This is a genomic window from Mesorhizobium sp. L2C084A000 (assembly GCF_000502875.1).
In the GTDB taxonomy this organism is placed as follows: Bacteria; Pseudomonadota; Alphaproteobacteria; order Rhizobiales; family Rhizobiaceae; genus Mesorhizobium.
The window spans coordinates 223,091-247,430 of sequence record NZ_AYWX01000003.1 but is presented as its reverse complement, the minus strand read 5'-3'; the positions used below and the strand labels follow the sequence as shown (position 1 = coordinate 247,430).

26 protein-coding genes are annotated in these 24,340 nt (G+C 61.3%); 15 read left to right on the top strand and 11 right to left on the bottom strand.

The window, feature by feature from the left end; translation table 11 throughout:
- Positions 1-14 precede the first annotated feature (14 nt).
- The 5 genes from X735_RS155865 (at position 15) to X735_RS155885 (ending at position 4,519) form a co-directional block, all read left to right on the top strand.
- Positions 15-1,001, top strand: coding sequence for an ABC transporter substrate-binding protein (locus X735_RS155865; RefSeq protein ID WP_023810393.1), 987 nt, complete (start codon positions 15-17; stop codon positions 999-1,001).
- Positions 998-1,822, top strand: coding sequence for an ABC transporter permease (locus tag X735_RS155870; protein ID WP_031212962.1), 825 nt, complete (start codon positions 998-1,000; stop codon positions 1,820-1,822). Before X735_RS155865 ends, X735_RS155870 begins: the two co-directional genes overlap by 4 nt.
- Positions 1,791-2,531, top strand: coding sequence for an ATP-binding cassette domain-containing protein (locus X735_RS155875; RefSeq protein WP_023810391.1), 741 nt, complete (start codon positions 1,791-1,793; stop codon positions 2,529-2,531). The genes X735_RS155870 and X735_RS155875 overlap by 32 nt, the downstream gene beginning before the upstream one ends.
- A gap of 34 nt (positions 2,532-2,565) precedes the next feature.
- Positions 2,566-3,537, top strand: coding sequence for a quinoprotein relay system zinc metallohydrolase 2 (locus X735_RS155880; protein WP_023810390.1), 972 nt, complete (start codon positions 2,566-2,568; stop codon positions 3,535-3,537).
- A 118-nt stretch (positions 3,538-3,655) separates the two neighbouring features.
- Positions 3,656-4,519: a quinoprotein dehydrogenase-associated SoxYZ-like carrier gene (locus tag X735_RS155885; protein ID WP_023810389.1), complete on the top strand. Its 864-nt coding sequence runs from the start codon at positions 3,656-3,658 to the stop codon at positions 4,517-4,519.
- A 127-nt stretch (positions 4,520-4,646) separates the two neighbouring features.
- On the opposite strand, the gene X735_RS155890 is transcribed toward X735_RS155885, so the two are convergent.
- Positions 4,647-5,000, bottom strand: coding sequence for a hypothetical protein (locus X735_RS155890; RefSeq protein WP_023810388.1), 354 nt, complete (start codon positions 4,998-5,000; stop codon positions 4,647-4,649).
- 686 nt (positions 5,001-5,686) lie between these two features.
- Here X735_RS155890 and X735_RS155895 point away from each other — a divergent pair.
- The 8 genes from X735_RS155895 to pqqE all read left to right on the top strand — a co-directional run bounded on the left by X735_RS155895 (position 5,687) and on the right by pqqE (position 13,234).
- Positions 5,687-7,588, top strand: coding sequence for a methanol/ethanol family PQQ-dependent dehydrogenase (locus tag X735_RS155895; protein ID WP_023810387.1), 1,902 nt, complete (start codon positions 5,687-5,689; stop codon positions 7,586-7,588).
- Between the two features lie 179 nt (positions 7,589-7,767).
- The gene (locus X735_RS155900; protein WP_023810386.1) at positions 7,768-8,292 is read left to right on the top strand and encodes a c-type cytochrome, methanol metabolism-related; all 525 of its coding nucleotides are present in this window, start codon (positions 7,768-7,770) and stop codon (positions 8,290-8,292) included.
- Positions 8,264-9,157 (top strand): quinoprotein dehydrogenase-associated putative ABC transporter substrate-binding protein, encoded by an 894-nt coding sequence (locus tag X735_RS155905; protein WP_031212956.1) that lies wholly within the window; start codon positions 8,264-8,266, stop codon positions 9,155-9,157. Before X735_RS155900 ends, X735_RS155905 begins: the two co-directional genes overlap by 29 nt.
- On the top strand, positions 9,154-9,714 hold the full coding sequence (locus X735_RS155910) for a PQQ-dependent catabolism-associated CXXCW motif protein (RefSeq protein ID WP_023810384.1): 561 nt from the start codon (positions 9,154-9,156) through the stop codon (positions 9,712-9,714). Before X735_RS155905 ends, X735_RS155910 begins: the two co-directional genes overlap by 4 nt.
- Positions 9,715-10,129: 415 nt before the next feature.
- Entirely contained in the window at positions 10,130-11,068 is a 939-nt protein-coding gene (gene pqqB / locus X735_RS155915; protein WP_023810382.1) for a pyrroloquinoline quinone biosynthesis protein PqqB, read from the top strand.
- Entirely contained in the window at positions 11,065-11,823 is a 759-nt protein-coding gene (gene pqqC, locus X735_RS155920) for a pyrroloquinoline-quinone synthase PqqC (protein WP_023810381.1), read from the top strand. Before pqqB ends, pqqC begins: the two co-directional genes overlap by 4 nt.
- Entirely contained in the window at positions 11,820-12,116 is a 297-nt protein-coding gene (pqqD, locus tag X735_RS155925; protein WP_023810380.1) for a pyrroloquinoline quinone biosynthesis peptide chaperone PqqD, read from the top strand. The genes pqqC and pqqD overlap by 4 nt, the downstream gene beginning before the upstream one ends.
- Positions 12,113-13,234, top strand: a complete 1,122-nt coding sequence (pqqE, locus tag X735_RS155930) for a pyrroloquinoline quinone biosynthesis protein PqqE (protein ID WP_023810379.1) — start codon at positions 12,113-12,115, stop codon at positions 13,232-13,234. Before pqqD ends, pqqE begins: the two co-directional genes overlap by 4 nt.
- Positions 13,235-13,240: 6 nt before the next feature.
- Here the strand turns inward: pqqE and X735_RS155935 are convergent, their stop codons facing one another.
- The 10 genes from X735_RS155935 to X735_RS155980 form a co-directional block, all read right to left on the bottom strand.
- The gene (locus tag X735_RS155935) at positions 13,241-14,206 is read right to left on the bottom strand and encodes a DUF3592 domain-containing protein (RefSeq protein ID WP_245273178.1); all 966 of its coding nucleotides are present in this window, start codon (positions 14,204-14,206) and stop codon (positions 13,241-13,243) included.
- 117 nt (positions 14,207-14,323) lie between these two features.
- Positions 14,324-14,932, bottom strand: a complete 609-nt coding sequence (locus X735_RS155940; protein ID WP_023810377.1) for a class I SAM-dependent methyltransferase — start codon at positions 14,930-14,932, stop codon at positions 14,324-14,326.
- A gap of 154 nt (positions 14,933-15,086) precedes the next feature.
- Positions 15,087-16,175 carry a GH25 family lysozyme gene (locus X735_RS155945; protein WP_023810376.1) on the bottom strand — a complete coding sequence of 363 codons (1,089 nt, stop codon included), beginning with the start codon at positions 16,173-16,175 and terminating at the stop codon, positions 15,087-15,089.
- 148 nt (positions 16,176-16,323) lie between these two features.
- On the bottom strand, positions 16,324-17,100 hold the full coding sequence (locus tag X735_RS155950) for a phosphodiester glycosidase family protein (protein ID WP_023810375.1): 777 nt from the start codon (positions 17,098-17,100) through the stop codon (positions 16,324-16,326).
- 72 nt (positions 17,101-17,172) lie between these two features.
- On the bottom strand, positions 17,173-18,045 hold the full coding sequence (locus X735_RS155955; protein ID WP_023810374.1) for an undecaprenyl-diphosphate phosphatase: 873 nt from the start codon (positions 18,043-18,045) through the stop codon (positions 17,173-17,175).
- A gap of 189 nt (positions 18,046-18,234) precedes the next feature.
- Entirely contained in the window at positions 18,235-18,432 is a 198-nt protein-coding gene (locus X735_RS155960; protein ID WP_013532087.1) for a hypothetical protein, read from the bottom strand.
- A gap of 184 nt (positions 18,433-18,616) precedes the next feature.
- Entirely contained in the window at positions 18,617-19,015 is a 399-nt protein-coding gene (locus tag X735_RS155965) for a GFA family protein (RefSeq protein ID WP_023810373.1), read from the bottom strand.
- A gap of 197 nt (positions 19,016-19,212) precedes the next feature.
- Positions 19,213-20,169 carry an alpha/beta hydrolase gene (locus X735_RS155970; protein ID WP_023810372.1) on the bottom strand — a complete coding sequence of 319 codons (957 nt, stop codon included), beginning with the start codon at positions 20,167-20,169 and terminating at the stop codon, positions 19,213-19,215.
- Positions 20,170-20,212: 43 nt separating this feature from the next.
- Positions 20,213-20,698 (bottom strand): SRPBCC family protein, encoded by a 486-nt coding sequence (locus X735_RS155975; protein ID WP_023810371.1) that lies wholly within the window; start codon positions 20,696-20,698, stop codon positions 20,213-20,215.
- Positions 20,699-20,827: 129 nt separating this feature from the next.
- On the bottom strand, positions 20,828-21,076 hold the full coding sequence (locus X735_RS155980; protein WP_023810370.1) for a ParB N-terminal domain-containing protein: 249 nt from the start codon (positions 21,074-21,076) through the stop codon (positions 20,828-20,830).
- Between the two features lie 233 nt (positions 21,077-21,309).
- On the opposite strand from X735_RS155980, the gene X735_RS155985 reads away from it, so the two are divergent.
- Together X735_RS155985 and X735_RS155990 are read left to right on the top strand one after the other, a co-directional pair.
- Positions 21,310-22,953, top strand: coding sequence for a N,N-dimethylformamidase beta subunit family domain-containing protein (locus X735_RS155985; protein WP_023810369.1), 1,644 nt, complete (start codon positions 21,310-21,312; stop codon positions 22,951-22,953).
- Position 22,954: 1 nt separating this feature from the next.
- Positions 22,955-24,334, top strand: a complete 1,380-nt coding sequence (locus tag X735_RS155990) for an aspartate aminotransferase family protein (protein WP_023810368.1) — start codon at positions 22,955-22,957, stop codon at positions 24,332-24,334.
- Positions 24,335-24,340: the final 6 nt, after the last annotated feature.

Sequence of the window (24,340 nt, the reverse complement as noted above, 5' to 3'; positions counted from 1 at the left end):
GGGGAGGAGGTGTCATGATGGTTTCACGGCGCATGACGTTGCGTCTGGCGGTTCTCGGGACAGCCGCTGTTCTTGCTACCAGGCCGGGCGTTGCGGCAGCCAGGATTCGCCTCGGTGTGCTGAAGTTTGGAACCGTGAGTTGGGAACTCGATACGCTAAGGCAGCACAAATTCGATGCCGCGAACGGGATCGGTCTGGAGATCATCGACTTCGCCGGCGAGGATGCAACCAACGTCGCGATGCTGGCTGGCGCGATCGATATGATCGTCTCCGACTGGCTGTGGGTCTCGCGCCAGCGCTCCGAAGGCGGCGACCTCACATTGACCCCCTATTCGACCGCGGTGGGTGCGATCATGGTGAAGGAGGATTCGCCGATCCGGACGGTCGCCGATCTCAAGGACAAGAAGATCGGCGTCGCCGGCGGCCCGCTCGACAAGAGTTGGCTGCTGATACAAGCGCTGACCAGACGCGATCTCGGCGTCGACCTGTCGGCAACCAGCGACATCGTCTTTGGCGCGCCGCCACTGATTTCGGAAAAGGCGATACAGGGCGAACTCGATGCAGTGCTGAATTTCTGGCATTTTTGCGCGCGTCTCGAGGCCAATGGCTTCCGTCGATTGATCGGCGTGAATGACGCGGCAAAGACGCTCGGGGCTCTGGGACCCGTTTCGGCGCTCGGTTACGTCTTCCATGACCAATGGGCCAACGAGAACCCCGATGCCGTCAGGGGTTTCGTGAGGGCGTCCGCGCAAGCCAAGGACTTGCTGGCCAGATCCGATGACGAATGGCTGCGCCTGGCGCCGATCATTCGCGCGGAAGGCAAGGAACTGGAAAAACTGCGCGATCGCTACCGCCAGGGCATTCCCAGCCGGTCGATCGCCGAGGAAGCGGCCGACGCCGGGAGGCTATACCATGTGCTTGCGGCGATCGGCGGCGCGAAGCTTGTCGGCAGCGCGCCGGAAATGGCGCCCGGCACGTTCTGGCAGGACCCCGAGAAATGACCGCATTGGGAACCGACGGCGCGCGTGATGCCCCGCCGACCATGTCCGGCCGACGCAATCTGGCGACGGCACTCATGCCCGCGCTGACCGTAGCGGTCTCCCTGCTCGGGCTTTGCCTGCTATGGAACCTTGCGGCAAGTGTCTGGCCAAGCCGTGCCTTTCCAGGACCTGGGCAGGTCTGGCAGGTGCTTCTCAGGGAGGCTGCGAGCGGCGACCTTTTTTACCATCTCGGCGTGACCCTCGGCCGGGTCGCCGCGGCATATATCGTCGCAATGATCATCGGATCCGTCATCGGCGTTTTGCTCGGCAGCCATCGTCGCGTCGACCGTTTTTTCAACCCGTGGGTGATCCTGTTCCTCAACATCCCGGCGCTGGTGGTCATCGTCCTCGGCTATATCTGGTTCGGCCTCAACGAGGTGGCGGCGATCGGCGCGGTGGCGGTGAACAAGATCCCGAATGTCGTGGTGACGATGCGCGAAGGCGCCAGGGCGCTTGATCCAAGTTACGCCGAAATGGCCACCGTCTATCGCTTCGGCCGCCTTGAACGCATCCGCCATATCCTGCTGCCGCAATTGCAGCCCTATCTTGCCGCCGCATCGCGATCCGGCATCGCCCTCATCTGGAAGATCGTCCTGGTCGTCGAGTTGCTCGGCCGCTCGAACGGTGTCGGCTTCCAGATCCATCTCTATTTCCAGCTCTTCGATGTCGCCGCCATTCTTGCCTACACGCTGGCTTTCGTGGCGGTGATGCTTGTCATTGAACTTCTCCTGGTGCAGCCCGTTGAACGACATGCAACCCGTTGGCGCCGTCGTCCCGCTTAAGGTCGACATCGCCGAAAAGACCTTCAGGTCCGCGCGAGGCGTCTCGATCACGGCGCTTCAGGACCTTTCCTTCGAGGTCCGGCAAGGCGAATTCGCCTGCTTGCTGGGACCGTCGGGCTGCGGCAAAACCACGACGCTGCGTATCCTGCTTGGCTTGGACAAAGACTTTTCCGGCTCCTTCCAGTTGCCGCAAGGAGGTTCGAACCGCATCGCCGCCGTATTCCAGGAACCGACCCTGCTGCCGTGGCGAACGGTGGAGCAGAATGTCAGGCTGGCGTTGCCGAAAAGCTTGAGAGCGAAAAATCTCGACAGGCTGTTCGACACGCTCGGCCTCGCCGGCATGCGCTCGCTCTATCCTGCCGAACTGTCGCTCGGCCTTGCGCGCAGGGCAGCACTTGCCAGGGCTTTCGCCACCGAGCCGGCGGTGCTTTTCCTGGACGAACCCTTTGTCTCGCTCGACGAACAGACCGCCGAGCGGCTTCGGCATCTGCTTTTGACCGTGTGGTCGGCACGGCCAACGACCGCCTTGATGGTGACGCACAATCTACGCGAGGCACTGATGCTGTCGGACCGCATCATCGTGCTCGCGCCGCGGCCAACCCATGTGCTCGGCGTGTTCGACGTACGGCTGCCACGGCAACATCGCAATTCGCAGGTGATGAGCGACCTTCTGCGGTCGTTCCATCATAGATTTCCGGACGTCACCTGATTGCCAGCAGGCGAAATGCATATCGGAGGCCTTCATGTCGGTTGATCTGCTAAGACGCAGGCTTGTGAGTGGCTTCGCCTGCACCGCCGCCAGCGCCGCCTTGCTGCCATGCTGCCTCGGACGAGCCGTTCTGGCCGCAGGTGGCAGTTCTCGGTTCTCGGTCAGACAAATCGCCGACGGCGTCTTCGCCTTCCAGGGCGCGGATGAGTTGATGACCGCCGCCAACGACGGTGCGATCTGCAATCTGGGCGCCGTCATCGGCACCGATGCGGTTGCCGTCATCGACAGCGGTGGCAGCCTCATCGAGGCGCACGCCTTTCTCGCCGCGATCGGAAAGCTGACAGCAAAGCCGGTTCGCTTCCTGGTCAACACCCACATGCATCCCGACCATATCTTCGGCAATGCGGCATTCCGGAAGATCGGCGCGACCATCGTCGGTCACCGTAATCTGCCGCGTGCTCTCGAGGCGCGTGGCGCGTTCTATCTGCACAACTATCGCGAACAGCTTGGCGAGGCGCTGATGGAGGGGATCGAGATCGTGTCGCCGACCATGCTGGTCGACGATCGCCTGCAACTCGACCTCGGCGGGCGCATGATCGAACTGCGGGCATGGAAGGCGGCGCACACCGACAACGACCTGACCGTGTTCGATCCCGCGACCAGAACGCTCTTTGCCGGCGATGTCGTGTTTATGGGCTCCTTGCCGACGCTCGACGGATCACTGCTTGGATGGCTCCGCCAGATGGATGCGCTCACCGCGATCGACGCCGCGCGCGTCGTTCCAGGTCATGGTCCTGTAACGGCCGACTGGCCACAGGCGCTGGCGGGGGAGCGACGCTATTTCGAGGTTCTGGCGCGCGATATCCGCAAGGCGATCGCCGACGGAACGCCGCTGCGCGAAGCAGTCAAAACCGCTGGCGAAAGCGAACGGGATAATTGGCACCTGTTCGACGACTACAACGAGCGCAACGCAACGGCCGCATTTGCCGAACTCGAATGGGAATAGACGACACCGACATGCGCCAGGCAGCTGTAAGGCACGGCGATTTGCCAAGGCGTCGCCAAAGGCTTATCCTCAACGCCAGCCTGGGCACCACCTCTCTTGCATTGGTGGAGGCATCGAAATGCAAAATCACGCTTACTCGAGCCGGCAGCTCGCTTTGCCGCTCGCATTCGTTTTCGTCGCGATCATCTTGGCCATCGGCACGCTGCTCGGCTCCTCGGGAACCGCCAGCGCACAGCAAACAACCGCGTCCTCGGATAGGATCTGGCAGGATTTGAAGGGCGACGTGTTCGGCGATCGGGCAATTCTGGTCGATACCGGCGTCGTCAGGATCGAAGCGCCGAAGCGGGCGCAGGATGCCGCCATCGTGCCCGTCGACATCTATCTCGATCCAGCCAAGGCGCCGGACGGCATCAAATCCGTTACCTTGATCATCGATGCCAACCCTGCACCGGTGGCGGCAACGTTCCAGCTCGGCAAGGATGCCGGCGTGACGCATCTGTCGACGCGCGTGCGCGTCAACGACTATTCCTATCTGCGGGCCATCGCTGAGACGCAGGGCGGCCAACTCCATATGGCGCAGACCTTCGTCAAGGCGTCAGGCGGATGCTCCGCCCCTGCGGTCAAGAACCAGGACGAGGCCAACGCGACGATGGGTCAGATGAAGCTGCGCCAGTTCCCGCCCAAAGAGACGATGACCAAGACCGAGGAACTGCAGTTGATGATCCGGCACCCTAACAATTCGGGGCTGCAGCGGGATCCGCTGACCCAGTATTTCATACCGGCGCATTTTGTCCAGAAACTGTCGATCTCCCAAGCCGGCCAGCCGATCCTCTCCATGGAAGGTGGAATATCGATTTCGGAAGACCCCAATTTCCGATTTGATTTCACCGTGCACGGCAACGGCGAAATCCAGGTTGAAGCGATCGATACGGATGGCAAGACATTTCGCAATCAGTGGCCGCTGGAGACAGCGGGACTCTGAAGTCTCGATATCCTGTGCCGGACTGCCGGGTGCTTGCCAGCTTGACCCCGAAAGTGGAGCTTGTTTCGGGAAGGTACTGTCCAGACAAAGGATGGAACTCCATCCGGCTTGCGGATTTGAGCAGGTTCTAAAAGCAGCGCACGTCGGCTTCCGACTGCGCGCGCTTCAATTCGGTACGGGCTGCCTTCGCCGGTGCGCTCTCGCGAAACAGCCCCGCGTTTTCCCCTGTGGTCAAAGACATGCTCTTGAAAGTCTCGGCTCTCTCATAGTGGTCGTAGGGAAGGATCGAGGCGATGACGTCGATCGAGCAGGAACAGCTTTCCAGCGCCTGACGTGTCTGGCCGTTCGTCTGCATGCAGCCGAGCACGTAATCGGCAATCGTTGCTGTCGGGTAATCTCCCGCGGCGCCCGCCGGGTTTGCGAAGGCCAGCGGCGCGGCAAGAAGCAGCGGCAAAGTCGAAAATCCAACATATCTGATCACGGGAAAACCTCCGGTTGGCCTGGGCGTGATGCGCCCAGTCGGGATCACCGTGGCAGTTGGCAACGTGCCGCAGAGTCAGTCAAGCGCCCATGGCTTCCGTATACGACCAAAGGAGGAATGCAGTGCTGGTCGACGGTGGTTCCGCATGGGGGCCCCATGCCCCGGTCCACGCTCCAACTCCAACGATCATCTCATGCTTGGCTCACTATCGTTTCCCAACGGGGCACGTACATGGCCATGCCGAGACATCGAAGTGAATACCTCCAAATAAAATCCACACTTAGGTGAAATGTAAAACTCAAAAAATAATCAAATTTTATCCGGCCCACCGTTATTTCTCAATCAGAAATACTTCATCTAACAAATACTACCCTACTTATTTCCTTATATTGCGCCGCATCATTTACGATATTGCGGTGCAAAAAAACACCCAGGCTTTTTTGCTTGCCTAGCGTTTTGCGATGACATAGCCTCACTCTGTTTCCGGCTTCAAGGGCGTCACCGTCATTAGGGAGCGGCGACAGTCTTTCGTAGGCCAAGGTGAGGTGGGCAGTAACGGTGCCCTCTGCACATCTGGCTTAGGTCGTGACACGCTGCCGGAAATATTTCCCCCCCGTGAATCGCTTGGGCAAGCCCTTGTGGGCTCAGCAAATGATTCATCACTATGAACCTCGGGAGGAATTCGGATGCGTGTATTTACGAAAGCTACCTATATTCTAACCACTGCGGCGTTTCTGTCGCTCGGCGCGGCCTTTACGGCGTCGGCTAACGAGGACCTTGCAAAGCTGGCTTCGGATTCGAAGAACTGGGCAATGCAGACGGGTGACTACGCCAACACCCGCTATTCCAAACTCAACCAGATTACTGCGGACAATGTGAAGAACCTGCAGGTCAAGTGGACCTTTTCCACCGGCGTGCTACGAGGCCACGAGGGTGGACCGCTTATCATCGGCGATGTGATGTATGTTCACACGCCTTTCCCGAACAATGTCTTTGCGCTCGATCTCAAGAATGACGGGAAGATCCTCTGGAAATACGAACCCAAGCAGGATCCCAACGTCATTCCGATCATGTGTTGCGATACGGTCAATCGCGGCGTTGCCTATGGTGACGGCAAGATCATTCTCAATCAGGCCGACACCACCGTCGTCGCCCTCGACGCGAAGACCGGCAAGGTCGTCTGGTCGGTCAAGAACGGCGACCAGACCGATGGCGGCAAGGGCGAATCCGGCACGGCTGCTCCCGTCGTCGTCAAGGACAAGGTGCTCATCGGCGTATCCGGCGCCGAATTCGGCGTTCGCGGCTGGCTGGCCGCCTACAATCTGAAAGATGGCAAACTCGCCTGGAAAGCCTATTCGGAAGGTCCGGACGCAGACACCCTGCTCGATCCTGAGAAGACCACGCATCTCGGCAAGCCGGTGGGCAAGGATTCCGGCACGAACACCTGGGAAGGCGAGCAGTGGAAGACAGGCGGCGGCACGACATGGGGATGGTATTCCTATGATCCCAAGCTGAACCTGGTCTACTATGGCACCGGCAATCCCTCGACGTGGAACCCGGTACAACGCCCCGGCGACAATCGCTGGTCGATGACGATCATGGCCCGCGATGCGGATACCGGTGTTGCCAAATGGCTCTACCAGATGACCCCGCATGACGAATGGGACTATGACGGCATCAACGAGATGATCCTCGTCGATGGCATGGAGGTCAACGGCGCCAAGCACGACGTGCTGGTGCATTTCGATCGCAATGGTTTCGCCTACACCATGGATCGCGCCACCGGCGACCTTCTCGTCGCCAAGAAATACGATCCGGCCGTGAACTGGGCGACGGAAGTCGTCATGGACCCCAAGAGCGAACAATATGGTCGCCCGCAGGTCGTGGCGAAATATTCGACCCAGCAGAACGGCGAAGACACCAACTCGACGGGCATCTGCCCGGCAGCGCTTGGAACGAAGGACCAGCAGCCGGCGGCCTATTCGCCGAAGACCGGGCTGTTCTATGTCCCGACCAACCATGTCTGCATGGACTATGAGCCTTACAAGGTGAGCTACACCGCCGGTCAGCCTTATGTTGGCGCCACCGTGTCGATGTATCCCGCACCTGGCGGCGACGGCAACATGGGCAACTTCATTGCCTGGGATGCGGCCAAGGGTGAGATCGTCTGGTCGAAGCCCGAGCAGTTCTCGGTGTGGTCGGGTGCGTTGGCGACAGATGGCGACGTCGTCTTCTACGGTACACTCGAAGGCTACATCAAGGCGGTCGATAAGGACGGCAAGGAACTCTACAAGTTCAAGACCCCGTCCGGCATCATCGGCAACATCACGACCTACGAGCAGGGCGGCAAGCAGTACATCGCCGTTCTGTCCGGCGTCGGTGGCTGGGCAGGTATCGGCCTGGCAGGCGGCCTGCTTTCGCCTGATAACGCCGCTGCCTGGCATGGCGCCGTCGATCAGGGCCGTGCCCAAGGCGACGAGGCGGCGGTCGTTGGCACCGCTGGTCTTGGTGCCGTCGGCGGCTACGCGGCACTTGCCGACTACACAACGCTGGGCGGTCAGCTCACCGTCTTCGGTCTCCCGGATTGATGCGCCGGGAACCTTGAGCACGCCTCGGGTCTTGTGAGACCAAAGGCTTGAAGAACGAGAGCCCGGATCATCCGGAAGCCATGTCCGGGCTCTCGATTCGGTTACGCACCCAAAAACACCGATCAATGCCGGTCGCGACAGCAAAACCGTGTCCATTGGCAAATGAAGGAAGCGTTTGAATGTCCGTTCGCATTGTAATTTCGGCTTTGGTCCTGGCTCTGCTGCCTCTGGCAAGCTCAGGCGTCGCCCAGGCCGACGACAGCATGGAAAAAGCCAAGGCGGTAAAGGAAGAAGGCGGCAAGTATATGGATGCGGATGGAAATCCGACCTACAAGATCGAAAACGGAACCGTCGATTGGTACACGTTCAGCGGCTACCGCCGGTATCACTCCGATTGCCATGTCTGCCACGGACAGGACGCGACAGGTTCGAGCTATGCGCCGGCTTTGGTCAACAGCCTGAAAACCATGGATTACGCCACATTCCTCTCGATCGTCGCCGAAGGCCGCAAGAATGTCGGCGGCGGCAAGGAAAACGTCATGCCTGCCTTTGGCGACAACAAGAATGTCTATTGCTACATGGACGACCTCTACGTCTACCTGCGCGCGCGCGCAGATGGCGCGGCCCCCCGCGGACGGCCGCCCAAGCACGAAGACAAGGCCCAGGCGGCGAAGGATGCCGAAGCATCCTGCATGGGTGGATGACATGATTGGCCGCGATGCATTGAAGCTGCGCGTCGTTCTGCCGATCCTCGGCACACTCGCCTTGCTGCCGTCGAACGCGCATGCGCAAAGCGCCGGTCTTGGCGCGGCGGGAGAACTGGTCGATCCCGACATTCTGCGCGTCTGCGCCGATCCCTCGAATATGCCCTTCACCGACAAGAGCGGCGAAGGCTTCGAAAACAAGCTGGCCGAGCTGGTTGCCGCGAAAACCGGGCGCAAGTCCGTCTCCTACACCTGGTTTCCCACGATCACCGGCTTCGTGCGCAATACGTTGGGGGCCAACCGATGCGACATCATCATGGGCTATGCCCAAGGCGATGAGCTGGTGCAGAACACCAACGCCTACTATCGCTCCGCCTATGTGCTGGTGCATCCAAAAAGCCACGATATGGAAGGTGTGGAAACGATCGAGGATCCCAGACTCACGGGCAAGACGATCGGCGTCGTTGAAAGCACGCCGCCAACCGCCAACATGGCCGCCAACAAGCTTCTGCGGACCGCCAAGATCTATCCGCTTGCGGTGGATACGCGCGTCACCCCATCCATGGGAGAGGTCATGATCAAGGACATGCTGGCACACAGGATCGATGCGGCGGTGCTGTGGGGACCGATGGCAGGTTACTATGCAAGGGAACTCGGAGCTGATGTGACGATCGTTCCACTGGTGAAGGAAAAAACCGGCTCGCGCATGTCTTACCGCATCACCATGGGCGTACGTCCGTCCGACCAGGAATGGAAGCGGACGCTCAACCGGGTGATCAGGGAAAACCAGGCTGAGATCACCAGGATCCTGCTGAGCTACAACGTGCCGCTGATCGACGAACACGACAACCTGATTACCCAATGAATGGAAGGGAGACTATTTTCTTGCTGGTCGCCGCGAGCCTTCTGGGTCTGACCGAGCCGACATGGGCTGGCGATGTCGTCGAACCCAGCGGTTTCCGGATGGACGACTATCGGGCGCCGGTGCCGCGGACGCTGCAAGGCGCGAGGGTGGTGACAACGGTGGAAGCGGAAGCGCTGTGGCGAGCGAAAAAGGCGATCTTCTTCGACGTGATGCCGGACACGCCCAAACCGACCAATTTGCCGGCAGGAACCATATGGAGGGACAAGGTCAGAAAGGACATTCCAGGCAGCATATGGCTGGCCAATGTGGGATACGGCGCTATTTCGCAGGAGACCGCCAGCTATTTTCGCCAAGGCCTCGCGGCCAAGGCCGGGACGGACAAGTCGCGCGCGATTCTGTTCTACTGCATGACGAATTGCTGGATGTCGTGGAATGCGGCGAAACGGGCCGTCGAGTGGGGCTACAGTTCAGTAATCTGGTATCCGCTCGGCGCCGATGGGTGGGAAGATGCAAACCTTCCACTGGAGGAGAAGAAACCCTACACAATGAACAATTGAAGTAAGGACTGCAATTATTCTCGATAGTTTGTTTTCAATTTTTCAAAACCTATTGTTTCATTTGTCCATTTTGAGACTTGATGGACGAGCCATTGCGTCGGTGCCCTGCAATGGTTGGCTAACGACAGGATCGGTCCCTTCGGGCTGGTATAAGAGGAGAAATGTCATGAAGAAGAACTGGAAAAAACCGACCATGTGTCAGGTTGCCGCTGGCTTCGAAATTTCACGGTATCTGCCTGCTGAAATTACTCCCAAGAAGTAGGCCGCAGAGGTGCGCGTCCCTGGCGACAGGGGCGCGCATCCCCTCGCCGCATGGGATTTTCGTGAAAGATTTTGACGCACGCAAAGCGTGCGAAGCGTTTTTTGTGACTGCAAATTGCCTGCAGGTCAGAGAAGCCGCCGCGCGGGCATTTTCATGCATTTGAAGATCATCGGATCGGCGGCGGGCGGCGGCTTTCCGCAATGGAACTGCAACTACCGTCTGAGTCGTGCGGCTCGCACCGGCATGGCCGGCGTACATTCACGAACCCAGTCAAGTGTCGCCGCCTCTGCGGACGGGTTCGGCTGGGTTCTTTTCAATGCCTCGCCCGACATTCGCCAACAAATCGCTGCAACACCTGAACTGCAGCCTGCGGGCGATGCGCCGCTGCGCTCGACGCCTATTCGCGCGGTGGTGCTGACCAATGCCGATGTCGATCATATCGCCGGACTGCTCAGCCTGCGCGAACGGCAGCCTTTCGCCATCTATGCAACGGCGCAGGTTCTGGCGACGCTGGAGGCGAATTCGATTTTCAACGTTCTCGATCCAGCGCTTGTGCCGCGGCGCATCCTGCCGCCGGCGAAAGAATTGGCCATCTGCGACGCAGAAGGCCGCGATACCGGCGTAATGATCGAGCCCTTTCCCGTGCCCGGGAAGATAGCACTCTATCTGGAGGATAGAGACCGTCCGGATGCCAATTTCAGCTCCGACGCAGGTGACACGATCGGAGTCCGAATTGCCGGCATCGGCAGCCGCGGCTCCGTCTTCTATATCCCAGGCTGCGCGCGCATCGATGCGCGCTTACGCGCGCGTCTCACCGATGCCGCCTGTCTTTTGTTCGACGGCACGGTGTATACCGACGACGAGATGATCGTCGCCGGCGTCGGTCAGAAAACCGGCGCGCGCATGGGGCATCTGGCGATCTCGGGAGAACTGGGTTCGATCGCAGGCTTGGCCGATGTGAAGGTTAGCCGCCGTGTCTTCGTCCACATCAACAACACCAACCCCATCCTTGACGAGAATTCCGCCGAGCACGCGGCGGTCAAGGCGGCAGGCTGGGAAATCGCAAACGACGGTATGGAGATGGAATTTTGAGCGACTTCCGCGATGCAGCCAAAGGCGGACTCTCCACGAGCGCTCTCGAAGCCGTATTGAGGCAGGTTGGCGCCGAGCGCTATCACAATCGCCATCCCTTTCACCACAGGATGACCAGCGGCGCGTTGTCAAAGGCCGAGATGAAGGCCTGGGCGCTGAACCGCTATTGCTATCAGGCGGTCATCCCGCGCAAGGATGCCATGATCCTCGTGCATGCCGAGGATCCGGCGTTTCGCGCCGCTTGGCGCAAGCGGATCGAGGATCATGACGGCGAGGACGGCTGGAGCGGCGGCATCGCGCGCTGGCTGCATCTGGCAACTTCGCTCGGCCTGGACGCCGAGGCCGTGAAGAGCGAAAGGCTGGCGCTGCCGGCGACGCGCTTCGCGGTGGGCGCTTACCTTTCCTTTTGTACAAACCGGACGCTGTTCGAGGCGGTCGCGTCGTCGCTGACCGAGATGTTCTCGCCACTCATCATCGGTGAGCGGGTGCCGGCAATGCTGGCCAAATACGACTACATCACCGAGGATACGCTGGCCTATTTCAGGCAAAGGCCCGAACAAGCCTCGCGTGACGCCGGCTTCGCCCTCGCCTACGTGCTCAGCCATGCCGATACGGCGGAGCGCCAGCAGCAGGCAATCGATGCACTGGTGTTCAAATGCGATATACTCTGGGCCATGCTTGATGCGCTTCAACACGCTTATGGCGAGCAGGGCAGCATACCGCCTGGCGCCTTCCAGCCCGAGGCAGCCCAATGATGGCGCTGCGCGAAAGAGCCGTGGTGTCGTTGCGATCGGTGCCTTCGCTGCCGAAGCACGCGCGCATACAGTACGATTCCGTGCGGCAGGCATTCGCCGTACTGTCACCGGAAAAGATATTCTGGCCGAACGATATCAGTCTCGACATATTGCGCCGCTGCGATGGACGGTCCACGGTCGGCGACATCATTGCCGGCCTTGCCGCGGATTACGAGGCCGAGCAGGAGGCCGTGGCGACTGACGTCATCGCCTTCCTGCAGGAATGGTCGGATAAGCTGCTGGTGAGGCTATGAGCACGCCCCTCCTCCCGCCAATCGGCATGCTGGCGGAACTGACGCATCGCTGCCCGCTGCAATGTCCTTATTGCTCCAATCCGCTCGAACTGCTGAAGGCCAATCGCGAACTCGACACAGAGACCTGGCTCGCTCTGTTCTCGGAGGCCGCCGATCTCGGAGTGCTCCAGGTGCATCTGTCCGGCGGCGAGCCGACACTGCGCCGCGACCTCGAGCAATTGATCGCCGGGCTTGCGGGGCGCGGCGTCTACACCAATCTGATTACCGCGGGCGTTGGCATCGTCGAGGGCCGTATCGAGGCATTTGCCGAAGCCGGTCTCGACCATCTGCAACTGAGCTTTCAAGGCGCGCGGCCGGCGACCACCGATCGCATCGGCAACCACAAGGGCGCCCACGAAAAGAAGCTGGAGACGGCACGCCGCGCGCGCGCTGCCGGTCTGCCTCTTACCATCAACGCACCGATCCATCGCCATAACATCGAGGAAGTGCCGGAATTCATCGATCTCGCCCTTTCGCTGGGCGCGGAGAGGCTTGAGATCGCCAATGTGCAGTATGCCGGCTGGGCGTTGACCAATCGCGATCAACTGATGCCCGAGCGTGAAGCGGTCGACAGGCAGGCGGAGATCGTCGCGGAGGCACAGGAGCGGTTGGCCGGCATCATCAACATCGATTTTGTGACGCCGGACTATTTTGCGATCTATCCCAAGCCGTGCATGGGCGGCTGGGCGCGTGACGCCTTCATGGTGACGCCTGACGGCACCGTACTGCCCTGTCATGCCGCACAGACGATCCCGTCTCTCAGCTTCGAGCGTTTCGAACCACGCAGGCTGTCCTCGATCTGGGCCGATTCACCGGGGTTCAATGCCTTTCGCGGCACGGACTGGATGCAGGAACCCTGTCGCGGCTGTGAGCGGCGCGAGATCGACTGGGGCGGCTGCCGCTGCCAGGCGATGGCGATCGCCGGCGATGCCGCTGCAACGGACCCGGCTTGCGCGAAATCGCCGATCCATGCTCGCATGGCAATGCTGGTCGACGAAGCCAAGCGCATTGCCACAGCCCCTTCGAGAGAAGAACCATTCGTCTACCGGCGGATCGGCGCCATGACCGAATCCGCCTGACCAGTGTCATACCAGCCCGAGCAGAAAGGCGGCGCCGCCGAGAAAGCCTGCCGAGCAGATCCATAGCAGCCCAAGCCCCCGGACCCGGCATTCGAGCACCGCTGAGCCGGGGTTGACGGGGTCATAGTGAACGTCGACCTTGCTACCTTCGACATATTGCCGTGCCTGGCCGCCGACGAGGCCGGGCAGCGAGGCGGTCACGGTGGCGCCGAAGGTCACACGATCGGCGCTGTAGCGCTGGCCGGCGACGCCATAGGAGTAGACGATGCGGGATTTGGAGACGGTGCGCCAGCGGCCATAGCCTGAATGGTTTCGGAGCGCCTGCAGACCTGAAGTGTCGATGCGGCCAGCGACGATCGGCCATTTTGCCGCCTGCTCGGCTAACGCTTTCTGGGCGAAACCCATGCTCAGGATGAACAAGCCCATAAAAAGCAGCAACGCCGCGGCACCGAGATTCTGCGGCTTGGGCAAATGCGGCCCAATCGCTTCCAGAACACCGCCGACGGAAAACACCAGCACAACCGCCCCGATCACCAATCCTGCCGAAAGTTGGACCATGAACTTGAAGGCGCCGTCCGGCAGTGTGCGCTCGATCACCGCTTTGCTCGGATCGGCCGGATTGTAGAAGACAGTCACCTCCGCGCCGCGGGGAAACTGGGCAAGGGTTTCAGCGACTTCGAAATTCCCCAAATTCTCCTTCACGCTGTAGCGCGAGCTTTGAAATTTCTTGCCGCCGACCTTGTATTCGAAGGTGATCGCCGGAAAATTGCGCATTTCGGTGGTATCGCTGCTGTCCGAGCCAACGCCCGAGTTTCTCACTTCACGTGCCTCGACGCGCGAGGAAATGATCTTTCCCGGGGCCGGCAACCAGCGGCTGAGCGCTTTCACCTCTCGCCATTTCACGAAGGTGATGAACGACAGCGCGCCCGCGACCACGCAGGCAAAGCCGACAAGCATGATCTTGAGTTCCAACTCGTCTCCCCCAGGAGTGCAGGAACTTCACATAGACAGCAAGGCTGCGGCAATGTCTTGCTTATTCGCGAAATCTGAAAAGGCTGAGCAGCGCAAACAGCGACAGCGTTCGGCGGGTCATGCAGGCTTGACGGCCAGGAACGTGTTCCATTCTTCGCTATTGCGGCCGACGTTGAAATCCTCCCTGATGAGGACGAGCCCGGCGCCTTCGAGACGGGCCGCGAAGTCGTCCCTGCGCCAGTAGACCATGTGATATTCGCCTGATGTCTCGCCGTCGCCATTGCGCATCGAGACGAGGAAGGCGCCGCCCGGCCGCAGCGACCCGGCTATCTTGGCAAGTACCTGGTCGGTCTCGTCGCGAGGCACATGGATGAGGACGCAGAGGGCCAGGACTGCGTCGTAGGGGCCGCCGAGATCATCGGTGATGAGATCGAGCAACTCGCCATGCTTGCCACGCGCGGCCTGCAGTTCCAGAAACCGCTTGGTTGCGTCGGTGCGCCGGACTTTGACACCCAAAGTCTCCAGAAAATCCGCGTCATATCCGGCTCCGGACCCGACTTCCAAAATCCGGCCGCCTGTGCCAGCGATTGCCACCAGGCGCTTCAGCGATGCCTGCTCCCTCTCGTTGGGAACATGGCGCACGGTGGCATCATATTGTTCGGCATAATCCTCGTAGGCGCTGATCGTTTGACGGCTCTGCGCCAGAGCCTCCGATGACACACCCATCTTTTCCTCCCATGCGTCCATGTCGGTCAAAGAGCCGGACACTTTCCTCAGCGAATGCTGCCGGCGGAAGCGTGTCCATCGAGCAGTCCGATATCGCGCTTGCCCAGACCGCGGGCATCAGGCAGAGCGAAGCGCGCCGGGACTGACGACTGTCTCAGTTGGCGTCGGCTACCGTCTGCCGGCCGCCGGCCCAGGCGCGCCATTGCCGTTCGTCGCCATGGAAGACATTGAGGTCTATACGGCCGGTGACGCCGTGCGACAGGCCGGAGCCGGAATACTGCCAGAAGAGCCATTTGCGGCCGGGATAGACCTTTGACGGATGCTGGGCCACGGCACGCAGCCAGAACGGATAGTCGAGGAATTCGCCCCTGAGATTGTCGCGGTAGAAATCGGGCGCGGTGTAGATGATGGGACGCTGGCCGTAATGGCGCTCCAGCTTGTCCATGAACACCTGCATCTTTTCCAGCACCTTTTCGCGCGACGGCCGGCGCTTGCAGCTGGACTCGCCGTTCCACTCGACGTCTATCACCGGCGGCAGTGCGCCTTCGACCCTGGGCACGTTGCGGATGAACCAGTCCGCCTGCTCGCCGGCCGTGCGGCACCAGTAGAAGAAATGATAGGCGCCGCGCTTCAAGCCGGCGGCGTCGGCGTTGCGCCAGTTTTTCATGAACATCGGATCGAGGTGGTCGCCACCGTCGGTCGCCTTGATGTAGGCGAAGTTGGCGCCCTGGGCGCGCAGCTTGTCCCAATTCACGTTGCCTTGCCAACGCGAGACGTCGACGCCGTGCACTGCAAGGCGGCGAGGCGAAGCCTTGCCGAAATTGATAGGCTTGGCATCACGAAAACCGTAACGGGTGAGCGGCCCGGCAAGCATGGCCGGTGCCGCGCGGGTCAACAGCTTGGGCGGCGACACCAAGGCTGCCGGCTCGACCGGCAACCCGCCGACATCAGGCACTTGGGGATCAGGCACATCAGGTGCGGCAAACACCCCCGTCTCTTCCTCCTCCGCCAAACCAAACGGGCGCCTCGGACCGTTGTCAGACATGGGGGCCAATTCGGCCCTTGCCGCCCTGTTGCCCCTTGCCGCCGGAGCAGCGGCGATCGGTGCCGGCGGCCGAATCACGGAACTGGTGGTCTCGTTGGACGGTTTCTGCAAATCCAGCGCGTCGACGCCGGCCGTTGAAGAGCAGCCGGCAAGGCATAGCGATGCGATCAAAAAACTGACGACGCCCGGAATCCGCATCTGGACCTGTACTCAAAACACAACAGACCGAGGGCAAAACGACAGCCGACGGACAAACCGGATCAGTTATGAATGAGAAATTACCAATAAAGTTTGAATCAATTTTTTTCGCCCATACCGCGTGTGGGTAAGCGCGGTGGAAAACCGGCTAGGATTTCCTGAAAACGCCGATCATCGGCCCGAGATTCCAGTAGTCGTCTTTGCGGCCGATGGCAGGCGCAAACAAGCTTGATATCGTGCCGTCGAGGAACAGCGCGTTGTCGCAGCCAAGCGCGTCGCGGAAAAGCCGGGCGAAGGCATGGAAGGTCACTGTGCCGTTCGAAATCGCAAAGACCGCGACGCCGTCCTTTCGCACCCCGACACCGTCGCGGGTTTTCCGCGAAGTGCCGTCAGCCTGGAATTTTGGATGCAGCTTGCCGTCGATCACCAGCATCGGCCCCGATTGCGTCGCATAGTCGACGGTCGGGCGCCTTTTCACGAATTCCCGAGTGGCACGAACCGCGGCCTTGCCGTCGCGCAGGTAGAAAATGCCGTTCGGCTGCAGGGAAAAATTGCCGCTTCCCGATCCCGTTTTCACCGAGGCCATCTCCTGGCCACGCTCGACATAGAGGCCGACCGGCGCGAGGTTAGGGTGATACATGCCGGCATTGATGCCGAACACCATCGTGCGCCCGATCGCCTGTTGCGCGGCATGCAGATTGTGCAGCGACTGAAACGGCTTGCCCGCCGCATCCTTCCAGAACAGCTCGAGCTGGTATCGTTTCGGATCGACCTCGCAAACGAGATAGCTGGTCGCCTCGAAGGTGAAGTCCCGGCATGGCGGCAGTGAAGCGGCCCACTGGCCAAATGCCGCCACCGACGGCAGTGCGCCCTTGGCCAACGCCAGCAGCAACGGCAGTGATTGCAGGAGGGTCAAAAAATCCATGTGCGTACCGGAATCGAAGTTCGAGGTCCGGTACGGATATAGCCCGTTTCAAGCGATACTGTGGAACTTGCCTTAGACGAGCCATCCCATCGCCACGCCCAGCAGCAGGACGACACCGAGCAGGCCGCGATAAATGACGAACGGCCAGGCCGAGAAACGCTCCAGCACGTGCATCAGCCCCCATATGGCGAAGAAGGCGGAGATCGAGGCGACGACCAGCCCGACGGCAAGGACCGACCACCCATGGGCGTCGAGATGGACCTTGTGCAGTTCCCAGAGTTCCTTAAGGCCGGCGAGTGCAATCGCCGGCAACCCGAGCAGGAACGAGAAGCGCGCCGCCTCGGCCCGCTTGAAGCCGAGCCCCAGTGCCGCCGTCAGGGTCGAGCCCGAGCGCGAGACGCCGGGGACAAGCGCGCCGATTTGGGCAACACCGACGAGCAGCGCATCGGTCAGCGACGCACCGCCCATGCTGCGCCGGTGACGGGCAAAGATCTCGGCCAGCGCCAGCAAGATCGCCATTGCGATGCAGGCCCAGCCGATCACCGTTAGGCTGCGTAGCGGCGAATTGCAGGCGTTGAGCACGCCCGACAGCGCCACGCCGGCGATGACGATCGGGATCGTCGCCAGCACGATCCAGAGCGCCAGCTTGAAATGCCGGTCGGCGAAATCGCGTCGCGCCAGAGCGTCGAACGAACCAAACAGGATATTCCTGACATCACTCCAGAAATAGCTGACCACCGCGGCAAGAGCCGCGAGTTGCATGGCGGCGGAGAAGGCGGAGCCAGGATCCTGCCAGCCGAGCACGGCCGGCACGATGCGCATATGGGCGGTCGAGGAAATCGGCAACAGTTCGGTGATGCCTTGCACCACGCCGAGGAACGCCACCTTGGCGAACCCCAGCCCGACGAAGCCCGTGTCCAGGCCTTGTGTGCAGATGTCGGCCAAAATCGAATTCCGTGCATGAGAGATCAGAGTTGCGTGGACCGACCACCGGTCAATCCCCGACAAGCCTTATCGTCATGGGCCGGATAATCAATTTACGGATTTGTAAGCTGGCGTGCCGAAGTGCACGCCGTTCGAAAACCGGCCCACCTTGGAGCCGGCTTGAGATACACAGGGAAAATCGCAAAGCGACTACGGGCAGAGCCAGAGTTTCTGGCATGTCCTGGCGATCACGTGCGCCGGCGGCACTTCGGGCTCATCGGTCGAAGGCCGGCGAGCCCGTTCGAGCAGCATGCGCACCTGTTCGGGGCGCACACGATCGCGCTCCATCACAAGCAGGACCATCGGATCGCTCAAAAGCTCGTCCAGGGTGCTGATGCTGTCGTTCATCCGTCGTCTCCTCGAATGCCGTACCCGCGACCCATAAATAGGGAGACAATGATGGCCCGCCAATGACGCTTTGCCGGCTATCTCGTGTCGATTTGGATTAAATTTTGGCCATGGTTGCGTTCTTCCTTCTCGCTGGCGTAGCGCGTCGATCCACCTTCTTCCACAACAAAGGGAAAGGGGAAAATTAGCCTGGCGGAGGGGCGCCTTCGTATTTCGGCAGGCTGTCATCGAGCACCACCCAGGGCTGCTTCGAGGCGGTGAAAATATGCATTTGCGGCTTGAAAACCGTGGGATCGTCGAGCGAACCGGTGGTGATGCCGATGATATCAGCGGAATCACGCCGGGAAAACATCGTCGTGCCGCAGCTCGGGCAAAAGCCGCGCTTGAGATCCGGCGAAGAGTTTATGGTCGCCAGCGGCCCGTCGATCGTCACGTCGTCGATGCGAAACAGGACGCGTGCGTTGAAGGCGGCGCCGATCGCCTTCTGGCAAACCCGGCAGTGGCAGACGCGTTCGTTGATGGGGGCCGCGTCCGCGCGGTAGCGCACCGCCTTGCACAGGCATCCGCCGTCATATCTTGCCATTGTCCGGATCGATCCACTGGTGGGGGAGAATAGGCGCGCAAGGTATCGGCGCGGCCGATTGGGTCAATTGAAAAGCTTTGATGCAACGTCATCGCTTATGCTGATGCGAGTGGGGCTGAAGTCATGACGCCGAAAGCCGTCATGGCGGCCGCATGACGATCCGCCGGCTGCCAGCCAACAACCGGCGGCCTTGGCGTTCACTCCGTTTCGCCGACGACCTCGTCCCAGGTTTTGACCTTGGTCTGGCCGTTGAGGAACGGCAGCGCGGCGGCCGTGAGTTCGGGGGCGAAGAAAGTGTCGTAGTGGGTGCGGTTGGGCAGGATCGCCAGGCGGTTCTGCGACAGGTTCTCGCGCATCCAGCCGGCGTCCTTCAGCCCGCCGCCGAGCATCTGATAAAACTTGATCTCGTGCTCGGGCTTGTACATATCGCTGTCGCCATAGACCAGCATGACAGGCATCTTCAGCTTGGCGACGTCGGCCGAGTAATCGCGGTTCTGACGCATGAAGCCGCCCAGCGCATCGAGGAGCTTCGGGAACTCCTCCGGATGCGGCGCCACCGCGACGTAGGATTTGTACATCGGCGTGTCCTTCATGAACTCAGCCGCAGCCGCGCTCACCTGTGCCTGCTGGGGACGCATCTCGTCATAGAAGCCGTCCGGGGCGTAGCCGGTCGATACCAGGACGAGGCGGCGCACCGCTTCGGGATGCTGGCCGGCCATGCGGAAGGCGACGCCGCCGCCCAGCGAATAGCCCATGACATCGACCTGGTCGTAACCGAGCGCCTTGACGATGGCGGCCATGTCGTCGCCCATCGCTTCCACGGTGAATGGTCGGTCACCCAGCGCGGTGCGACCGTGACCCTGCAGGTCGACGCCGATGACGGTGCGGTTTTCGGCAAGTTTCGGCAGGATCGGCGCGAACATATCCGTGGTGCCGAGACCGCCATGCAGCAGAAGCAGCGGCTCGCCCTTGCCATAGATGGCATAATAATAATTCAGGCCGTCGATCGGCAGCAGGCCAGACTTTTCCGGCTTCGGCAGTGCGTTCGTCTCAGTCGTCATGGCGGGTTTTGTCTCCTCCGCATTGGTGGTGACCGGGCAGGCAAGCAGTGCTGCGGCCGAAGCAAAAATGGCGAAAAACAGGGTTTTGGACATATCGATCTCCTCTCGTCCTGCCGGTATCAGAGCGTCATGCGGATCAAAGCGTTTTGGCGAGTTCTTCGAGCTGGTCGGCGCACTGTCCCCAACCCTCGTGGAAACCCATCTTCTCATGCTGTTCGCGGTCGGCGACGCTCCAGTGCCTGACCCGAGCGATGTAGCGCGTCTTGCCGTTGCCCTCGTCCTCGAAGGTCAGCACGACGGTCATGAACGGCTTTTCCGAAGGCTGCCAAGCCTCTGTGTAGGCGTCGGTGAAGACGATCTTCCTGCCGGGAACGACTTCGAGGAAGATTCCCGGGTTGGGGAATTCGTTACCGTCCGGGCTAGCCATGACGACAAGGCTCGAGCCGCCGGTGCGCACATCCATCTCGGCGCGCGGCGTCGTCCACGGCTTTGGCGAGAACCAGCGCGTGATCAGTTTCGGATCGGTCCAGCAGCGATAGACGTTCTCACGCGGCGCATCGATGATGCGGGCAAGAACCACTTCACGGTCGTTGGTGGGGGCGGTGTCGAGCTTGGTGGTCATAAGGGCGTCCTGCGTTTGATCTGGCTTCCGTCCCAAGGACGAGCCGATGAACCGCAAACCGACATCGTCCACGAAAATTTTGCGATGACGTCCCTGCTCCGCGTCGGTCCGTGGGGAACGAAGGAAGTGTCAGTGGCGCTTGGCTTGCACCAGATAAGCCTCGATTTCGGTCTCCCCGAGCCACTTTGCCGCTTCCAGCCGGTGCAGGCCTTCGACGAGGATGTGGCGTTTGCCGTCATGGCGGACCTGGATCGGCGTCTTCATGCCGTTTTCCAGTATGTCTTCGGCCAGGTGCCGGACCGTTTCGGGATGCAGCGTCTTCTTGCGCGCCGTCGGCACGTAGATGTCATCGACCTTGACCTTTTGCACTCTCAGCATNGGTCTCGGGATGCAGCGTCTTCTTGCGCGCTGTCGGCACGTAGATCTCGTCGACTTTGACCTTTTGCACTCTGAGCATTCCGACCCCCGTGGCGGAAACGCCGCCTGCCCTGAGATAGTCCGTTTGATGGAGGCGGCCAAGGGTGCGGCTAACGAATGCTGGTCCGATCGTTTCCATTTGACGCAACGACAGCAGATCGCCGAAATGGCGGCCTTCGACCTTTCAGGTGTTCATGACCCATCTGCCGACCGAATTCCCCGATTTCGGACTGACGCCGGAGCAGCGCCGCCACGCGGTGCGTGGCCATTACTACGAATGGCCGGGGATGGATGGCGAGCGCGGCGAGATCTGGTGCTACAGCGACCGCTTTTCCTATCGCGCCGGCGAAACGGTGGCGTTGCATGTCAGTTCGACAGCTCCGAACTTCGGCATGACAATCACCCGGGATGGCGGCAGCGAGACCAAAGCATTCGAAAAATCGGGCATCGCGGCACGCCGGCAGGACACACCTGACCAGTGTTCGGTTGAAGGCTGCGGCTGGGACGTATCCTTCGAATTTCGCGTCGGGGCGGACTGGCCGTCCGGCGCCTATCGGGTCACGCTGACCGCCGACGGCCGCGACGGCAAACCGATCCAATCCCATCATCTTTTCATCGTCAGCCCGCAGCCGGGCCGTAAACCCGGCCGTGTGCTGCAGGTGGCTGCGACAGGCACATGGCTGGCCTACAACACCTGGGGCGGCTCCAACCACTACCAGGGCATCACCGGGCCGGATCGCAACCAGTATTCGCCCATCGTGTCGACGCAACGCCCCTGGTGCCGCGGCTTCGTCGTGCTGCCGAAAGACGCGCCGCGCGTGCCGCTGGAAGTCGCCGTGCCACCCAAGACGATTCCCCGCTATCCGCATATGGAATGGGCGCTCGCCACAGGCCATTCGAAGAAATACGCCTCTTCGGGCTGGGCCAGCTATGACAGCCATTTCTTCCGCTTCGCCGAACAGGCCGGCTATGGCGTCGATCTCATCAGCCAGCACGATCTGCATTTTTCGTCCGAAATTCTCGACGGCTACGACTGTGCCGTCTTCGTCGGCCATGACGAATACTGGACCTGGGAAATGCGCGATGCCGTCGACGCCTATGTCGAGCGCGGCGGCCATGCGGCGCGCTTTGCCGGCAATTTCATGTGGCAGACGCGGCTGGAAGACGAGGCCCGCCGGCAGGTCTGCTACAAATATCGCGCGCGTGCCGAAGACCCCGCCTATCTCCCAGGCGGCGACATCACCCGCGCCACCAACTCCTGGGAAGCGCCGGAAATCGGCCGGCCGGGTTCGGCGACCTTCGGGCTCAACGCCACGCGCGGGGTTTATACCGGTTGGGGCGGTTGCGCGCCGCGCGGCGTGCGTGGCTTTCCGGTCTACCGGCCGGAGCACTGGGCCTTTGCCGGCACCGGCATCTATTATGGTGACCTGCTGGGCTCCGACAGCCATGTCTATGGCTATGAAGTCGATGGGCTCGACTTCGAGATACGCGGCGGCCTGCCCTACCCCACAGCGACCAGCGGCGCGCCAGACGGCCTGCAGGTTCTCGCGGTCGGCATGGCATCCCAGGTCGAGGAAAGCGCCGACATTCCGATCGAGGATCAGTTCCTCACCGACGAAGACGGTCGCTTCACCGCCGAAACACTGTTCGGAGAGGCGAGCGACGCCAATCTGGAAAAGGTCAAACGCGGCAATGGCATGATCGTCAATTTCCCGCGCGGCAAGGGCGAGGTGTTCCACGCCGGAAGCTGCGAATGGGTCGCCGGCCTGCTAAGACAGGACCCGATGGTCGAACGCGTCACAAAAAATGTCCTCGATCGTTACCTCGGAAAGCCCTGATATGTCGAAAATCCAATCCGCCGTTGAAGAAACCGAAGTCCGGCGAGACTCGCATCTGTTCTATCTGTCCAGCCTGCGCCGGCCGCTGATCGACCGTGCCGAGGGCATCTATATGTGGACGCAGGACGGCCGCCGCTTTATCGACGGCTCGAGCGGCCCGATGGTCGCCAATATCGGCCATTCCAACCGCAACGTGCTGGATGCCATGAAGCGGCAGATGGACCGCGCCACCTTCGCCTATCGGCTGCATTTCGAGAACGAGCCGGCCGAAGAACTGGCACGTGAGCTGGCCGGCAAGCTGCCGGAAGGCATGGACCGTATCTTCTTCGTCTCGGGCGGCTCGGAGGCGACGGAATCCTGCATCAAGCTGGCGCGGCAATGGGCTGTCGCCGCCGGCCAGGCCAGCCGCTGGAAGGTGATCACGCGCTTCCCCTCCTATCATGGCGGCACGCTGGGTTCGCTGTCGATTACCGGCGACGATGCGCTGGCCGAAACTTTCGAGCCGATGATGCGGGTGATGCCGACCGTGCCGGCGCCGAACGCCTGGCACGACCGCGACAATCTTTCGATGGAACAGCGCGGCATCCGCTATGCCGACATGCTGGAGGAGAAGATCCTGGCCGAAGGGCCGGAGAGCGTGGTCGCCTTCATCATGGAACCGATCGGTGGCGCTGCGACCGCAGCGCTGGTGGCGCCCGACAGCTACTATCCGCGCATCCGCGAGATCTGCGACCGCTACGGCATCCTGCTCATCCACGATGAAGTGATGAGCGGCGCCGGCCGCACCGGCAAATTCCTCGGCGGCGACCACTGGAACTGCAAGCCCGACATCGTTGCGCTGTCGAAGGGGCTGGGTTCGGGCTATGCGCCGCTTGGCGCGCTCGCCGCCCCGATGCGGCTGGTGCAGCCGCTGCTTGACTCCGGCGGCTTCCAGCACGGCCACACCTATGCTGGCAATCCGCTGGCCTGCGCCGCCGGGCTTGCCGTGCTCGGTGAAATGGACCGGCTCGACCTGATCGCCAATGCGGCCGCCATGGGCGACGTGCTGATGGACGGGCTGAAGGGGCTGGCCAAGCGGTTTCCGTTCATCGCCGATATGCGTGGCAAGGGCCTGCTCACCGGCGCCCAGATGGTTGCCGATCCCGAGACGCTGAGGCCGATCGACCAGACCAAGAAAGCCACGCAACGGCTGCTCGACCTCGCCTATGAGCGCGGGCTGATCATCTATGGCCGCAGGGTCAAGGGCGGCGTCGACGGCGACAATTTCATGGTCGCGCCGCCGATGATCGTCACCAGGGAGCAGGTCGGCGAGATCGTCTCCATCATCGGCGACTCGCTGGACGTTCTGGCCTCCGAACTCGACCTACCGGTCGAAGGCTGAGGCGAC

Bases quoted from the DNA above. Each gene is read 5' to 3' on its own strand.
- X735_RS155975 (WP_023810371.1), bottom strand. From the start codon at position 20,698: ATGACCACCAAGCTCGACACCGCCCCCACCAACGACCGTGAAGTGGTT.
- X735_RS155870 (WP_031212962.1), top strand. From the start codon at position 998: ATGACCGCATTGGGAACCGACGGCGCGCGTGATGCCCCGCCGACCATG.
- X735_RS155965 (WP_023810373.1), bottom strand. From the start codon at position 19,015: ATGGCAAGATATGACGGCGGATGCCTGTGCAAGGCGGTGCGCTACCGC.
- X735_RS155880 (WP_023810390.1), top strand. From the start codon at position 2,566: ATGTCGGTTGATCTGCTAAGACGCAGGCTTGTGAGTGGCTTCGCCTGC.
- pqqD (WP_023810380.1), top strand. From the start codon at position 11,820: ATGATGGCGCTGCGCGAAAGAGCCGTGGTGTCGTTGCGATCGGTGCCT.
- X735_RS155895 (WP_023810387.1), top strand. From the start codon at position 5,687: ATGCGTGTATTTACGAAAGCTACCTATATTCTAACCACTGCGGCGTTT.
- X735_RS155875 (WP_023810391.1), top strand. From the start codon at position 1,791: ATGCAACCCGTTGGCGCCGTCGTCCCGCTTAAGGTCGACATCGCCGAA.
- X735_RS155945 (WP_023810376.1), bottom strand. From the start codon at position 16,175: ATGCGGATTCCGGGCGTCGTCAGTTTTTTGATCGCATCGCTATGCCTT.
- X735_RS155940 (WP_023810377.1), bottom strand. From the start codon at position 14,932: ATGGGTGTGTCATCGGAGGCTCTGGCGCAGAGCCGTCAAACGATCAGC.
- X735_RS155900 (WP_023810386.1), top strand. From the start codon at position 7,768: ATGTCCGTTCGCATTGTAATTTCGGCTTTGGTCCTGGCTCTGCTGCCT.
- X735_RS155905 (WP_031212956.1), top strand. From the start codon at position 8,264: ATGCCGAAGCATCCTGCATGGGTGGATGACATGATTGGCCGCGATGCA.
- X735_RS155865 (WP_023810393.1), top strand. From the start codon at position 15: ATGATGGTTTCACGGCGCATGACGTTGCGTCTGGCGGTTCTCGGGACA.
- X735_RS155985 (WP_023810369.1), top strand. From the start codon at position 21,310: ATGACCCATCTGCCGACCGAATTCCCCGATTTCGGACTGACGCCGGAG.
- X735_RS155910 (WP_023810384.1), top strand. From the start codon at position 9,154: ATGAATGGAAGGGAGACTATTTTCTTGCTGGTCGCCGCGAGCCTTCTG.
- X735_RS155990 (WP_023810368.1), top strand. From the start codon at position 22,955: ATGTCGAAAATCCAATCCGCCGTTGAAGAAACCGAAGTCCGGCGAGAC.
- pqqE (WP_023810379.1), top strand. From the start codon at position 12,113: ATGAGCACGCCCCTCCTCCCGCCAATCGGCATGCTGGCGGAACTGACG.
- pqqB (WP_023810382.1), top strand. From the start codon at position 10,130: ATGCATTTGAAGATCATCGGATCGGCGGCGGGCGGCGGCTTTCCGCAA.
- X735_RS155970 (WP_023810372.1), bottom strand. From the start codon at position 20,169: ATGTCCAAAACCCTGTTTTTCGCCATTTTTGCTTCGGCCGCAGCACTG.
- X735_RS155885 (WP_023810389.1), top strand. From the start codon at position 3,656: ATGCAAAATCACGCTTACTCGAGCCGGCAGCTCGCTTTGCCGCTCGCA.
- X735_RS155960 (WP_013532087.1), bottom strand. From the start codon at position 18,432: ATGAACGACAGCATCAGCACCCTGGACGAGCTTTTGAGCGATCCGATG.
- X735_RS155980 (WP_023810370.1), bottom strand. From the start codon at position 21,076: ATGCTGAGAGTGCAAAAGGTCAAGGTCGATGACATCTACGTGCCGACG.
- X735_RS155950 (WP_023810375.1), bottom strand. From the start codon at position 17,100: ATGGATTTTTTGACCCTCCTGCAATCACTGCCGTTGCTGCTGGCGTTG.